We start from the raw sequence: 12,868 nt of genomic DNA on the forward strand, positions 1-12,868 counted from the left end.
CGGCGCAGCCCCAGCCACCCGGGTTCATCCGACCGGCCGACCGGCCACCTTCTCCTCAAGGGCGCCGAAGACCAGCTCGCCGTTGAGCGCGGCACCCGCCCGGTATCCCCGGCTCACCGCGTTGACCACCTGTTCCTGCGGACCCGTCACGTTCCCGGCCGCCCACACGCCCGGCACGCTCGTCCGGCCCACCTCGTCGACGACCACGAACTCCCCGAACGGGGTCGCGCGCAGCTCCGCCCCGAGCTGCCGCAGCACCCCGTCCCGGGCCGCGAGGCGCGACGCCGCGGCGAAGACCACCGAGCGGTCCACGGTCCGGCCGTCGGCGAGCCGCACCCCGGTCAGCCGGTCGTCCTCCACCGCGAGGCCCACCACCTCACCCCGCTCGACACGGACTCCCGCCGCGTCGAGGAGGGCCGCCTCGTGCTCCGACGGCTCGGCGGAGGTGTGCAGGAACAAGGTCACGTCCTTCGACCAGTGCGCGACCATCAGTGCCTGGTGCGCGGGCATCGTCGGGTGCGCGATGACCCCGAAGGCCTCGTCGCGGACCTCCCAGCCGTGGCAGTACGGGCAGTGCAGCACGTCCCGCCCCCACCGCTCGGCGAGCCCGTCGATCAGGGGCAGCTCGTCGACGAGCCCGGTGGTGACGACGAGCCGCCGCGCGCCGACCGTGCCGCCGTCCGCCAGCGTCAGGACGAATCCGCCGTCCCCGTCCGGCGCCGCGCCCGTCACCTCACCGGCCCGCAGCTCGACCCCGTACCCGGCGATCTCGGCCCGCCCGGCGGCCAGGTAGTCGGCCGGGCTGATGCCGTCCCGGGACAGGACGCCCTGCATGTGCGCGGTGGGGGCGTTGCGCGGTGCGCCGGCGTCGACGACCAGGGTCCGGCGCCGCGACCGGCCCAGGATCAGGGCGGCGCTGAGCCCCGCCGCGCCCCCGCCGACCACCACTGCCTCGTACGTGTTCTCCAGGTGTGCGTTCATGCGGCGAGGGTCACCCGGATCGGGTGCGACCGGCAAGTGAAGTTGCTGTTTCTGCAACACTGGACCCATGACCGAAGACGATCGCATCGACGCCGTGCTGAACGAGGTGGGCCCCCGGCTCCGCCGGGTCCGCCGCGACCGCGGGGTGACCCTGGCCGAGCTCTCCGCCGACACCGGCATCTCCGTGAGCACCCTCTCCCGGCTGGAGTCCGGGCAGCGCAGGCCCAGCCTCGAACTGCTCCTGCCGCTCGCCCGCGCCCATCAGGTCGCGCTCGACGAGCTGGTCGGCGCCCCGGCGACGGGCGACCCCAGGATCCGGGCGAAGCCCATCGTCCGGCACGGCCGCACGATGTTCCCGCTGACCCGGCAGCCCGGCGGCCTCCAGGCCTACAAGGTCATCCAGGAGAAGCCGCAGGAGGAGGAGCCGGAGCCGCGCGTCCACGAGGGCTACGAGTGGTTGTACGTGCTCTCGGGCAAGCTCCGGCTGGTCCTCGGCGAGCACGATGTCGTCCTCGGTGCGGGAGAGGCGGCCGAGTTCGACACGCGCGTCCCGCACTGGTTCGGGCCGACGCCCGAAGGCCCGGTGGAGTTCCTGAGCCTGTACGGACCGCAGGGGGAGCGGATGCACGTCAGGGCCCGCCCGAAGAAGTCCGACTGAGTGGTTCCCCTCGCATCAAGCGACCGCTTAGTATGCGACCGACCGCTCGGTACGGAGGAGGCTTCCGGATGCAGGCATGGCGTGTGTACGAGAACGGGGAACCGCGCGCGGTGATGCGCCGCGAGGAGGTGGCACCGCCCACACCCGGCGACGGCCAGGTCCTCCTCAAGGTGCGCGCGGCCAACGTCAACTTCCCCGACGCGCTGCTCTGCCGCGGCCACTACCAGATCCGCCCCCCGCTGCCCTTCACCCCCGGCGTGGAGGTCTGCGCCGAGACCGAGGACGGCCGCAGGGTCATCACCACCGCCGCCCTTCCGCACGGCGGTTTCGCGGACCACGTCCTCGCCGACGCCGCCGGGCTGCTCCCGGCCCCCGAGTCGCTCGACGACGCCGAGGCCGCCGCGCTCCACATCGGCTACCAGACCGGCTGGTTCGGCCTGCACCGCCGTGCCGCCCTCCAGGAGGGCGAGACCCTCCTGGTCCACGCGGCCGCCGGCGGCGTCGGCAGCGCCGCCGTCCAGCTCGGCAAAGCGGCCGGCGCCACCGTCATCGGCGTCGTCGGCGGACCCGAGAAGGCCGCCGTCGCCCGCGCCCTCGGCTGCGACGTCGTGATCGACCGGCGCTCCGAGGACGTCGTCGCCGCCGTCAAGGCGGCGACCGGCGGCCGCGGCGCCGACGTCATCTACGACCCGGTGGGCGGCGACGCCTACCAGCAGTCCGCGAAGTGCGTCGCGTTCGAGGGACGGATCGTCGTCGTCGGCTTCGCGAGCGGCACCGTCCCGACGCCCGCCCTCAACCACGCCCTGGTGAAGAACTATTCGATCCTCGGCCTCCACTGGGGCCTGTACGCGGCGAAGGACCCGGCGTCCATCGGCCGCTGCCACGAGACCCTCACGGCCTACGCGGCCAAGGGCCTCATCAAGCCCCTCATCGGCGAACGCGTCCCCTTCGCGGGCGCGGCCGACGCCGTCCAGCGGGTCGCCGACGGCACCACCACCGGCCGCCTGGTCGTCCTCCCGGAAGGAGCCCACGCATGACCGACGCCGAGGAACTGCGCGTACTCACCCGGAAGCTGCTCGAAGAGCACCCGCCCGCCACCACCGACCGCACCGACTTCCTGCGCGCCCGCTTCGACGCCGGACTCGCCTGGGTGCACTACCCGGTCGGCCTCGGCGGACTCGACGCGCCCCGCGCGCTCCAGGCCGTCGTCGACGCCGAACTCGCCGCCGCGGGCGCCCCCGACAACGACCCGCGCAAGATCGGCATCGGCCTGGGCATGGCGGCCCCCACCGTCCTCGCCCACGGCACCGACGAGGTCAAGCGGCGCTTCCTCCGCCCGCTGTGGGTCGGCGAGGAGGTCTGGTGCCAGCTCTTCAGCGAGCCCGGGGCCGGATCCGACCTGGCCGCCCTCGCCACCCGGGCCGTCCGGGACGACGGGGGAGACTGGGTGGTGGACGGGCAGAAGGTATGGACCTCCAGCGCGCACACGGCCCGCTGGGCCATCCTCATCGCCCGCACCGACCCGGACGCGCCCAAGCACCGGGGCATCACCTACTTCGTCTGCGACATGACCGACCCCGGTGTGGAGGTCCGGCCGCTGCGCCAGATCACCGGCGAGGCCGAGTTCAACGAGGTCTTCCTCACCGGCGTCCGCATCCCCGACGCCCACCGCCTCGGAGAGGTCGGCGACGGCTGGCGGGTCGCCCAGACCACCCTCATGAACGAGCGCGTCTCCATCGGCGGAGCCCGTATCCCCCGCGAGGGCGGCATGATCGGGAAGGTCGCCACGACCTGGCGCGAGCGCCCCGAGCTGCGCACCCACGAGCTGCACCGGCGCCTCCTCGACCACTGGGTCGACGCCGAGGTCGCCAGGCTCGCCGGTGAACGGCTCCGTCAGCAGCTCGTCGCGGGCCGCCCCGGCCCCGAGGGCAGCGCCATGAAACTCGCCTTCGCCCGCCTCAATCAGGTCATCAGCGGCCTGGAGGTCGAACTCCTCGGCGACGAGGGCCTGTTGTACGGGGAATGGGAGATGCGCCGCCCCGAACTCGTCGACTTCACCGGCCGCGACGCCGGCTACCGCTATCTGCGGTCCAAGGGCAACTCGATCGAGGGCGGCACCAGCGAGGTGCTGCTCAACATCGTCGCCGAGCGGGTCCTGGGCCTGCCTCCGGAGCCCCGTAACGACAAGGACGTCGCCTGGAAGGACCTCGCCCGATGACGGAATCGTCAGAACTGACGGAACAGCCGCTCGACCTCCTCTACTCCGAGACCGAGGACGACCTGCGGGCCGCGGTCCGCGCCCTGCTCGCCGACCGGGCCGACCACCAGACCCTCCTCGGCCGGATCGAGACGGGCAGCCCGTACGTCCCCGGCCTGTGGAAGTCCCTCGCGGGCGACATCGGCGCCGCCGGACTCCTCGTCCCCGAGAAGCTCGGCGGCCAGGGCGCGAGCCACCGGGAGGCCGCCGTCGTCCTGGAGGAGCTGGGCCGCGCGGTGATCCCGCTGCCGTACCTCACGAGTGCGGTGGTGGCCACCGAGACCCTGCTGGCTCTGGCGGGGGAGGGCGAGGCGGCGGCGGGGCTGCTCGCCGAACTCGCGGGCGGCCGCACGGTCGCGGTCCTCGCCGTGCCGCTGTCGACCGCGCCCGGAGCGGAGTTCCCGCTCGCCGAATCGGTCGCCGGTGTCCCCGACGCCGCCGCGGCCGACGTGTTCCTCGTCCCCCGCGCCGACGGTCTGTACGCCGTACCCGCCAAGGAGGCGACCGTCGAGCCGCAGACCCCGCTCGACCTCACCCGCCCGCTCGCCCGGGTCACCACCGAGGGCGGGAGCGGCACTCGGCTCGCGGGCCCCGACGCGGCCCGTACGGCGGTCCGGCGCGGACTCCTCGCGGGGGCCGGACTCCTCGCCTCCGAGCAGCTCGGTCTCGCCGAGTGGTGCCTGGAGGAGACCGTCCGGTACACCCGCGAGCGCCATCAGTTCAACCGGCCGGTCGGCTCCTTCCAGGCTCTCAAGCACCGCATGGCCCAGCTCTGGCTGGACCTCGTCGGGGCCAGGGCGGCGGCCCGCGCCGCGGCCGACGCCCTCGCCACCGACAGTGCGGACGCCCCGCTGACCGTGGCCGTCGCGCAGGCGTACTGCTCCAAGGTCGCCGTCCGGGCCGCCGAGGAGTGCGTCCAGCTGCACGGCGGCATCGGGATGACCTGGGAGCACCCCGCGCACCTGGCGCTCAAGCGGGCCAAGTCCGACCAGATCGCCCTGGGTTCGGCGGGCCGGCACCAGGACGCGATCGCCGCCCTGGTCGGCCTGGAGCCTCCCGCGTAGTCGGCCCGGCGTCCCCTTGTAAGGGGCCCCTGTGCCCACACCCCTTTACATACTGTTTAATTGCGAGCTGTTCGCAATAACAGTTGATCTCCAAAAAGGGGTGTGGACACGATGACCGCCCGATTCCTCCGCGGCACGGCCGCCGCGACGCTCGCGGGGGCCCTGGCCCTCACCGCGGCGGCCTGCTCGAACCCCGGCTCCACGGCCGACGGCTCCGGCGGACCCAAGGATTCCGCGGTCGTCGGCATCGCCTACGAGCCCGAGACGCTCAGCCCCCTCCTCGGCTACGGCAAGGACGGCAACTCCAAGATCTTCGACGGGCTGCTCGCCTTCGACGCCGACATGAAGCTCAAGCCGGCGCTCGCCACCGCGCTGCCCCGCATCGGGGACGGCGGGCTCACCTACACGTACACCCTCCGCGACGGGGTCACCTTCAGCGACGGTGTCCCCTTCACGGCGAAGGACGTCGTCTTCACCTACCGGACGATCCTCGACCCGAAGACGAACAACGCCTCCCGCACCGAACTCGACGCCCTCAAGAGCGTCGAGGCGATCGGCGACGACACCGTCGTCTTCCGGCTGAAGTACCCCTACGCGCCCTTCGCCGAGCGCACCGTCCACGCCATCGCCCCCGAGCACGTCGCGGCGAAGCAGGACGTCAACACCGGCGCCTTCACCACCAAGCCGATCGGCACCGGGCCGTACGTCCTCACCGGCTGGTCCAAGGGCGAGAAGCTCACCTTCAAGGCCAACCCGGCCTACTGGAACGGCGCGCCCGCGGTGAAGAAGTTCACCATGGCGATCATCAAGGACGACGACGTCCGCGCCACCCGGCTCCGCGCCGGCGACCTCGACGGAGCCGTCCTGCCGCCGAACCTCGCCGCCGGATTCAAGGGCGACAAGGCGAAGAAGACCTGGACGGCGAAGACGTACGACTACCGCACGGTCACCCTCCCCACCCACAACCAGGTCGCCGGCGACACCGCCGTCCGCCGCGCCCTCGACCTCGGCGTCGACCGGCAGGCCATGGTCGACAAGATCCTCGAAGGGGCCGGAAAGCCCGCCTACGGGCCCGTCCCCACCGACAGCCCCTGGTTCGCCAAGGGCACGGAGCGCCGCCACGACCTCGCCGGCGCCCAGAAGATCCTCGACGAGGCGGGCTGGAAGCCCGGCCCCGACGGCATCCGCGTCAAGAACGGCGTCCGCGCCGCCTTCCCGCTCTGGTACCTCTCCGGCGACAAGCTCCGCCAGGACCACGCCCTCGCGTACGTCTCCGACGCCAAGAAGGCCGGCATCGACATCACCGCCCAGGCCGGCACGTGGGAGGTCATCGAGCCGCGGATGAAGACCGACGCCGTCCTCGCGGGCGGCGGCGCGCCCGGCGACCCCGACTTCGACCAGTACCTGCTCCTGAAGTCGGGCCTCGCAGGCGACGGCTTCAACAACATGGCCTGGTACGACAACAAGACCGTCGACCGCGCCCTGGACGACGGCCGCCGCACGAACGACCTGACCGAGCGCCGCGCCGCGTACGACACCGTCCAGCGTGAACTGGTGAAGAACCCCGGCTACACCTTCCTCACCCACATCGACCACCTCTACGTCGTCGACGACGCCTGGGACGGGCCGAGCACCCAGACCGAGCCGCACGACCACGGCCTCGCCTCCGGCCCCTGGTGGAACGTCGAGGCCTGGACGCCCAAGAAGGCCGGAGCGGCGAAGAAGTGAAGCGCCGCCTCCCCTGGGGGGCCATGGCGCGGATGACGGGACGGCGCGCCCTGGCCGCCGTCCCGGTCCTCCTCGCCGTCACCTTCGCGGTGTTCGCCGTCGCCGAAGCCTCCCCCTTCGACCCCGTCAAGGCCTACGCCGGCACCGCCGGACTCAGCGCCTCGCAGGAGAACCTCGACCAGCTCCGCGCCAACCTCGGCGTCGACCGGCCCCTCCTCACCCGCTGGTGGGAGTGGCTCACCTCCGCCCTCACCGGCGACCTCGGCGACTCCGCCGTCATGCGCCGGCCCGTCGCCGAGGTCATCGGCGAACGCCTCGGCTGGTCCGTCCTCCTCGCCGTCACCGCCTTCCTGATCGCGATCGCCCTCGGGACCCTCCTCGGCGTGCTCGCCGGGCGCCGCCGGGGCGGCCTGATCGACCGGGCCGTCAGCTCCGTCGCGTACACCCTGGAAGCCGCCCCCGCCTTCTGGCTCGGCCTCCTCGCCATCTGGTTCTTCGCCCTGAAGCTCGGCGCCCTGCCCGCCGGCGGACTCACCGACACCGCCAGCGACACCGTCACCGCCGACCAGGTCGCCCGCCACCTCGTGCTGCCCGCGCTCGTCCTCGGCGTCTCCCAGCTGCCCTGGTTCTTCCTGTACGTCCGCCAGGGCGTCGGCGACGCCCTCGACGAGGACCCCGTGCGCGGCGCCCGCGCCCGCGGCCTGCGCGAACGCACCGTCCTCACCGGCCACGCCCTCCGCTCCGGAATGCTGCCCATGCTCACCCTCATCGGCTCCCGCGTGCCCGAGCTGATCACCGGCGCCCTGCTCGTCGAGACCGTCTTCAGCTGGCCCGGCATCGCCGCCGCCACCGTCCAGGCCGCCACCTCCGTGGACTTCCCGCTGCTCGCCGCCCTGACGGTCCTCGCCACCGCCGCCGTCCTCCTCGGCAACCTGCTCTCCGACCTCCTCTACGGACTGGCCGACCCGAGGGTGGGCTTCGATGGCTGACCCGCGCACCCACCGCCTGCGGCTCTGGAGCTCCGCCCTCGTCGTCGGCGTCGCCCTCCTCGCCGTCCTCCTCGTGCCCCCGCTCGTCCAGCTCGACGAAGAGGCCGTCGACCTCTCCGCCAAGCTCCTCCCGCCGTCCTGGGACCACCCCTTCGGCACCGACGACCTCGGCCGCGACCTCCTCCTGCGGTGCGTCTACGGCCTGCGGATCTCGCTCCTCGTCGGACTCGTCGCCGCGCTCGTCGCCACCGTCGTCGGCACCGCGGTCGGAGCGGCCGCCGGAGCCCTCGGCGGCTGGGCCGACCGCACCCTCATGCGGCTCGTCGACGCCTTCTCCTCCGTACCGCACCTGCTGCTCGGCATCTTCGTCGTCGCCCTCTTCCGACCCGGTGTCTGGCCCGTGATCGCCTCCGTCGCCGTCACCCACTGGCTCTCCACCGCCCGCATCGTGCGCTCCGAAGTCCTCTCCCTGCGCACCCGGCCGTTCGTCGACGCCGCCGTCTCCGGCGGCGCCACCCGGTGGCGCGTCGCCGTCCGCCACCTGCTCCCCGCCGTGCTGCCGCAGGCGGGCCTGGCCGCCGTCCTGATGATCCCGCACGCCATGTGGCACGAGTCCGCGCTCTCCTTCCTCGGCCTCGGCCTACCCAGCCACCAGGCGAGCCTCGGCAACCTCGTGCAGAACGCGCGCTCCTCGCTCCTCGCCGGACACGGCTGGCCCACCCTCTTCCCCGGCCTCCTCCTCATCGTGCCGACCCTCGCCATCGCCGGCCTGGCCGGTGTCTGGCGCGACCGGCTCAACCCGCGCCGCCGATCGGAGCTCATGCTGTGACCGCCGAGAACGTGCTCCGCGCCCTTGAGGCCGTCTCCGCCGAGCGGGCCGACGACGCCGTCCTCAGCGTCCGCGGCCTCACCGTCCGCTTCCGGCTGCGCGGCGGGCGGACCGTCGCCGCCGTCAGCGACGCCGACTTCGACCTCGGCGCGGGGGAGTGCCTCGCCCTCGTCGGCGAGAGCGGCTGCGGCAAGTCCGTCCTCGCCTCCGCCCTCCTCGGTCTGCTCCCCGCCAACGCCGAGACCTCGGGTACGGCCCTGCTCGCCGGCCCCGACGGCGGGCAGGCGACCGACCTGCTCGCCGCCGACGAGAAGACCCTCGCCCGCTCCGTACGGGGCCGCCGCGTCGGCCTCGTCCCGCAGAGCCCCGCCGCCCACCTCACCCCCGTCCGCACCGTGCGGTCCCAGCTGGAGGAGACCGTCCGGGCGCTCACCGGAGCCGGCCGCCGCGCCCGCCGCAAGGCCGCCGAGGACGCCGCAGCGCGCGCCGCCTTCCCGGCCGGCCACCTCGACCGCTACCCGCACGAACTCTCGGGTGGACTCGCCCAGCGCGCCGCGACCGCCCTCGCCCTCATCGGCGACGCCCGCCTGCTGCTCGCCGACGAGCCGACCACCGGCCTCGACCGCGACCTCGTCGACCGCACCGCCGACGAACTGCGCCGCCACGCCGACGACGGCCGCGCCCTGCTCCTCATCACCCACGACCTGGCCGCCGCCGCACGCATCGCCGACCGCGTCGCCGTCATGTACGCGGGCCGCATCGTCGAAATCACCCCCGCCCAGCGCTTCTTCGGGCCCACGGGACCCCGCCACCCCTACGCCCGAGGTCTCCTGAACGCCCTGCCCGACCGGGCGTTCACCCCGATCCCCGGCATGCCGCCGGAACTCTCGGCCCTGCCGGAGGGCTGCGCCTTCGCCCCGCGCTGCCCCCGCGCCACCGAACTCTGCGCCGACCGCCCCGCGTTCACTGCCGGACTCGCCTGCCACCACCCGGAGCACCCCCGTGCTTGAACTCGACGCCGTCACCGCCGGATACGACCGCCGCAACCCCGTCTTCCGGGGCGCCTCGCTCACCGTCGCCCCCGGCGAGTCCGTCGGACTCCTCGGCCCCAGCGGCTGCGGCAAGTCCACCCTCGCCCGGGTCGCCGCCCTCCTCCACCGCCCCGACGCGGGCCGCCTCGTCCTCGACGGCACCGAGGTCCGGGCCTGGCGCCACCGCGCCCCGCGCGAACTCCGCACCGCCGTCGGCGTCGTGTTCCAGCAGCCGCGGATGGCCGCCGACCCCCGGCTCACCCTCGCCGACCTCCTCGTCGAACCCCTCCGCGCCACCGGCCGCCGCGCCGAGGCGCACGACCGCCTCGCCGAACTCGCCCCGGCCGTCGGCCTCACCCCCGACCTGCTCGGCCGCCGCCCGCACGAGGTCAGCGACGGTCAGCTCCAACGCGCCTGCCTGGGACGCGCCCTGGCCCTGCGCCCCCGCTGGCTGATCTGCGACGAGATGACCGCGATGCTCGACGCCTCCACCACGGCGGCCCTGGTCGCCGCCGTCGAGACCTACCGCGAGGAGACCGGCGCGGGCCTCCTCGCCGTGGGCCACGACCGCGTGCTGCTGCACCGCTGGTGCGACCGTACGGTGGAGTGGAAGGACTGCCTGCCCGCCGAGGAGCGCCCATGACCGCACCGTGGACCCGCGCCGCCGAGGACGACCCCCTCGACGGACTGCGCGCCGCGCTCACCGCCGCCGACTGCGGGTACGAGCCCCGGGGCGGTTACGAGGACCGCTGCTGGCTCCTCCACGCCATCCACGACGGTCCTGTACGGCTCCGCTGGGACGAGGTGCTGTCCCGGGAGGGCCGACGGCTCGCCGACTGGCCGGGCACCCTCTCGTACCTGGTGTTCGAAGGCGTGGCGGGGGCCGAGGAGCTCGAAGGGCCCGATCCGGCGGAGCTGGACCGGATGTCCCTGGCCCGGCTCGTGGAGCACCTGATCCGGCACAGCCCCAAGGGGCCGGACACCTCCTGCGGAGCCGCCCAGGCGCCCGTCGCCACGCTGCCCGGCGAACCGCTCGTCGCCCGGCGCGGCCGGCTCGGCGACGCGCTCGCCCACCACGACGCCATGCCCGACTTCCGCTTTCCCGCCACCTGGTGGGCCGCCGACGGCCGATGGCTCGTCCTCACCGACTGGGATCTCAGCGCGACCGAGATCTTCGGTGACGCCGCTCTGATCGCGGCACTGATCGCCGATCCGGAGCTCGACGCGGTCCGCCGACCGGGCATCGCCGAGGCCCTCGGGATCTGAAGCGACCGAATCTCACCCGTATGGCCGCCCCGCCATTCGCCCGGACGGACCGCGCATTCCGCCACACTGTCCGCCGAACGCCGCAATTCCGGTGCGGCGCAAGGAGGACGTGAGAGCGATGGCCGTTTCCATTTCTGTCGTGGTGCTGCTGCTGGTCCTGGCCGTGATCTTCCTGCGGAGCGGCGGGCTCAAGGTCACCCATGCCCTCGTCTGCGCCCTGCTCGGCTTCTTCCTCGCCGGCACGAGCATGGCACCCACCATCCACAACGGCGTCGCCGCGACCGCCAACGTGGTCTCCAGCCTCAGACCGTGAGCATGATCGTTACTGCGCTGTGAACTGCCCGTGAAACGAGGGGCGGTTCCATGTACATCTCATGCACTCGGGCCTAGCGTCGGCCGCCGGCGCGACTGACGCACGGACCCCGAGGAGCCGCCTTGACCACGCATCACCCGCCCCGAGGGCGAGGCCGCGCGCTCGCGCTCATCGCGCTCGCCGTCACCGTCCTGGTGGGCGCAGCCCCCGTCGCCCGGGCCGAGGAGATCCCCCTCGGCCTCGGTCACCGCCTCGTGGAGCACTACGAGGGCGCCCCCGCCACCGCACGGCCCGTGCCCGGCAAGGGCACCGCCCAGCACCCGTACCTCGCCCCCAACGGGCGCAGCGGTATGCACGCCGACGGTGCGGGCAGCGGCACCCACCCCTACCCCGGGCCGCTCGGTCGCGCGCCGCGCGTCGACAGCGAGAAGATCGCTCCCGTCGGCGGCGAGTGCGCCACCGTCACCTTCGACTCCGGCGGCCGGCTTGTCACCGTGTGCGGCACCTTCAACGGCTTCCTGCTGAAGCTGCTCGACCCGCGCACCCTGGACACCCTCGCCGAGTACAAGCTGCCGCAGCGGTCCTCCACCGTCGAGGCCATCACCCGCCTCGACTTCGAGAAGATCTTCAAGGACACCTCGGGCGGTGCCTACTTCTACCTCGACCATCAGGACCGGGTCGTCCTCGCCGACTCCCGGCAGCACATCCAGCGCATCGCGCACCGTCAGAAGGCCGACGGAGCCTGGGAGTTCGTCGTCGAGAACGACTGGGACCTCACCTCCCTCGTTCCCCACGACTGCGTCACCTGGACCAACCTCTTCCCCAGCGGCGTCTGCGATCCCGTCACCTCCGTCATGCCGGACTGGGACGGCCGCGTCTGGTGGGTCACCCGCCTCGGCCGCGTCGGCACCGTCGACCCCGCCACGGGCGCGCTGCGCGCGATCCGCCTCGAAGGGGAGGAGATCCAGAACTCCTTCTCCGTCGCGGAGGACGGCGTCTCCCTCGTCACCGACCACGCCCTGTACGGCTTCGAGGCTGACGCGGACGGCGTCCCGCGCGTGCGCTGGCGCGAGACGTACGACCGGGGGACCGGCACCAAGCCCGGTTCGGTGAACCAGGGTTCGGGCACCACCCCCGACCTGTTCGGCACCCGCGACGAGTACGTGGCCATCACCGACAACGCCGACGACCGCATGAACGTACTCGTCTACCGCCGGGGCGCCGACGTCCCCGCGTCCGAGCGCCTCGTCTGCAAGGTGCCGGTCTTCGGGGCGGGGGCGTCGACGACCGACAACTCCCTGATCAGCTGGGGCAACAGCCTCGTCGTCGAGAACAACTACGGCTACGAGAACCCGAGTACGCTCAGCCTCGGCCGGAGCGTGGTCGGCGGCGCCACCCGGATCGACGTCCGTGCCGACGGCAGCGGCTGCGACACCGTGTGGGAGAGCGACGTCCGTTCGCCCTCGACCGTCCCGAAGCTCTCCACCGCCAACGGGCTGCTCTACTTCTACGAGAAGCGCCCCAACGCCTGGGGCATCGACGCCTGGTACCTCACGGCCGTCGACTTCCGCACCGGCAAGCGGGCCTTCAGCCGCTTCACCGGCACCGGCCTCGCCTACGACAACAACTGGGCCCCGATCACCCTCGGCCCCGACGGCACCGCGTACGTCGGCGTCTTCAACGGCATCGTCGCCGTCCGCGACACCGCCTGACCCGCCCGGACACACGGAACCGCCCCGGGACACCCGTCCC

At 73.3% G+C, this 12,868-nt stretch carries 13 protein-coding genes; 12 read left to right on the plus strand and 1 reads right to left on the minus strand.

Annotated elements, in window-relative coordinates; all coding sequences use genetic code 11:
* Positions 1-24 precede the first annotated feature (24 nt).
* On the minus strand, positions 25-981 hold the full coding sequence (locus OG514_RS28865) for an NAD(P)/FAD-dependent oxidoreductase (RefSeq protein ID WP_266899809.1): 957 nt from the start codon (positions 979-981) through the stop codon (positions 25-27).
* A gap of 67 nt (positions 982-1,048) precedes the next feature.
* Between OG514_RS28865 and OG514_RS28870 the strand changes: the two genes are divergently transcribed.
* From OG514_RS28870 to OG514_RS28925, 12 genes are all read left to right on the plus strand, one after another.
* Positions 1,049-1,639 (plus strand): helix-turn-helix domain-containing protein, encoded by a 591-nt coding sequence (locus tag OG514_RS28870; RefSeq protein WP_266899811.1) that lies wholly within the window; start codon positions 1,049-1,051, stop codon positions 1,637-1,639.
* A gap of 68 nt (positions 1,640-1,707) precedes the next feature.
* Positions 1,708-2,676 carry an NADPH:quinone oxidoreductase family protein gene (locus OG514_RS28875; RefSeq protein ID WP_266899813.1) on the plus strand — a complete coding sequence of 323 codons (969 nt, stop codon included), beginning with the start codon at positions 1,708-1,710 and terminating at the stop codon, positions 2,674-2,676.
* Positions 2,673-3,857, plus strand: coding sequence for an acyl-CoA dehydrogenase family protein (locus tag OG514_RS28880; protein ID WP_266899815.1), 1,185 nt, complete (start codon positions 2,673-2,675; stop codon positions 3,855-3,857). Before OG514_RS28875 ends, OG514_RS28880 begins: the two co-directional genes overlap by 4 nt.
* Positions 3,854-4,960 (plus strand): acyl-CoA dehydrogenase family protein, encoded by a 1,107-nt coding sequence (locus OG514_RS28885; protein ID WP_266899817.1) that lies wholly within the window; start codon positions 3,854-3,856, stop codon positions 4,958-4,960. The genes OG514_RS28880 and OG514_RS28885 overlap by 4 nt, the downstream gene beginning before the upstream one ends.
* Positions 4,961-5,071: 111 nt before the next feature.
* A complete protein-coding gene (locus OG514_RS28890; RefSeq protein ID WP_266899819.1) occupies positions 5,072-6,688 on the plus strand; it encodes an ABC transporter substrate-binding protein in 1,617 nt (538 codons plus the stop codon).
* Entirely contained in the window at positions 6,685-7,677 is a 993-nt protein-coding gene (locus OG514_RS28895) for an ABC transporter permease (protein WP_266899821.1), read from the plus strand. Before OG514_RS28890 ends, OG514_RS28895 begins: the two co-directional genes overlap by 4 nt.
* A complete protein-coding gene (locus OG514_RS28900; protein ID WP_266899823.1) occupies positions 7,670-8,506 on the plus strand; it encodes an ABC transporter permease in 837 nt (278 codons plus the stop codon). The genes OG514_RS28895 and OG514_RS28900 overlap by 8 nt, the downstream gene beginning before the upstream one ends.
* An 11-nt stretch (positions 8,507-8,517) precedes the next feature.
* Positions 8,518-9,516, plus strand: a complete 999-nt coding sequence (locus OG514_RS28905; protein ID WP_266900998.1) for an ABC transporter ATP-binding protein — start codon at positions 8,518-8,520, stop codon at positions 9,514-9,516.
* The gene (locus OG514_RS28910; protein WP_266899825.1) at positions 9,509-10,180 is read left to right on the plus strand and encodes an ABC transporter ATP-binding protein; all 672 of its coding nucleotides are present in this window, start codon (positions 9,509-9,511) and stop codon (positions 10,178-10,180) included. The genes OG514_RS28905 and OG514_RS28910 overlap by 8 nt, the downstream gene beginning before the upstream one ends.
* A complete protein-coding gene (locus OG514_RS28915) occupies positions 10,177-10,803 on the plus strand; it encodes a hypothetical protein (protein WP_266899827.1) in 627 nt (208 codons plus the stop codon). Before OG514_RS28910 ends, OG514_RS28915 begins: the two co-directional genes overlap by 4 nt.
* 118 nt (positions 10,804-10,921) lie before the next feature.
* Positions 10,922-11,116: a hypothetical protein gene (locus OG514_RS28920; RefSeq protein ID WP_266899829.1), complete on the plus strand. Its 195-nt coding sequence runs from the start codon at positions 10,922-10,924 to the stop codon at positions 11,114-11,116.
* Between the two features lie 122 nt (positions 11,117-11,238).
* On the plus strand, positions 11,239-12,828 hold the full coding sequence (locus OG514_RS28925; protein ID WP_266899831.1) for a hypothetical protein: 1,590 nt from the start codon (positions 11,239-11,241) through the stop codon (positions 12,826-12,828).
* Positions 12,829-12,868 lie beyond the last annotated feature (40 nt).

This window comes from Streptomyces sp. NBC_00572 (genome assembly GCF_026341815.1).
Taxonomy (GTDB): domain Bacteria; phylum Actinomycetota; class Actinomycetes; order Streptomycetales; family Streptomycetaceae; genus Streptomyces.

Bases quoted from the DNA above. Each gene is read 5' to 3' on its own strand.
- OG514_RS28865 (WP_266899809.1), bottom strand. From the start codon at position 981: ATGAACGCACACCTGGAGAACACGTACGAGGCAGTGGTGGTCGGCGGG.
- OG514_RS28870 (WP_266899811.1), top strand. From the start codon at position 1,049: ATGACCGAAGACGATCGCATCGACGCCGTGCTGAACGAGGTGGGCCCC.
- OG514_RS28875 (WP_266899813.1), top strand. From the start codon at position 1,708: ATGCAGGCATGGCGTGTGTACGAGAACGGGGAACCGCGCGCGGTGATG.
- OG514_RS28880 (WP_266899815.1), top strand. From the start codon at position 2,673: ATGACCGACGCCGAGGAACTGCGCGTACTCACCCGGAAGCTGCTCGAA.
- OG514_RS28885 (WP_266899817.1), top strand. From the start codon at position 3,854: ATGACGGAATCGTCAGAACTGACGGAACAGCCGCTCGACCTCCTCTAC.
- OG514_RS28890 (WP_266899819.1), top strand. From the start codon at position 5,072: ATGACCGCCCGATTCCTCCGCGGCACGGCCGCCGCGACGCTCGCGGGG.
- OG514_RS28900 (WP_266899823.1), top strand. From the start codon at position 7,670: ATGGCTGACCCGCGCACCCACCGCCTGCGGCTCTGGAGCTCCGCCCTC.
- OG514_RS28915 (WP_266899827.1), top strand. From the start codon at position 10,177: ATGACCGCACCGTGGACCCGCGCCGCCGAGGACGACCCCCTCGACGGA.
- OG514_RS28920 (WP_266899829.1), top strand. From the start codon at position 10,922: ATGGCCGTTTCCATTTCTGTCGTGGTGCTGCTGCTGGTCCTGGCCGTG.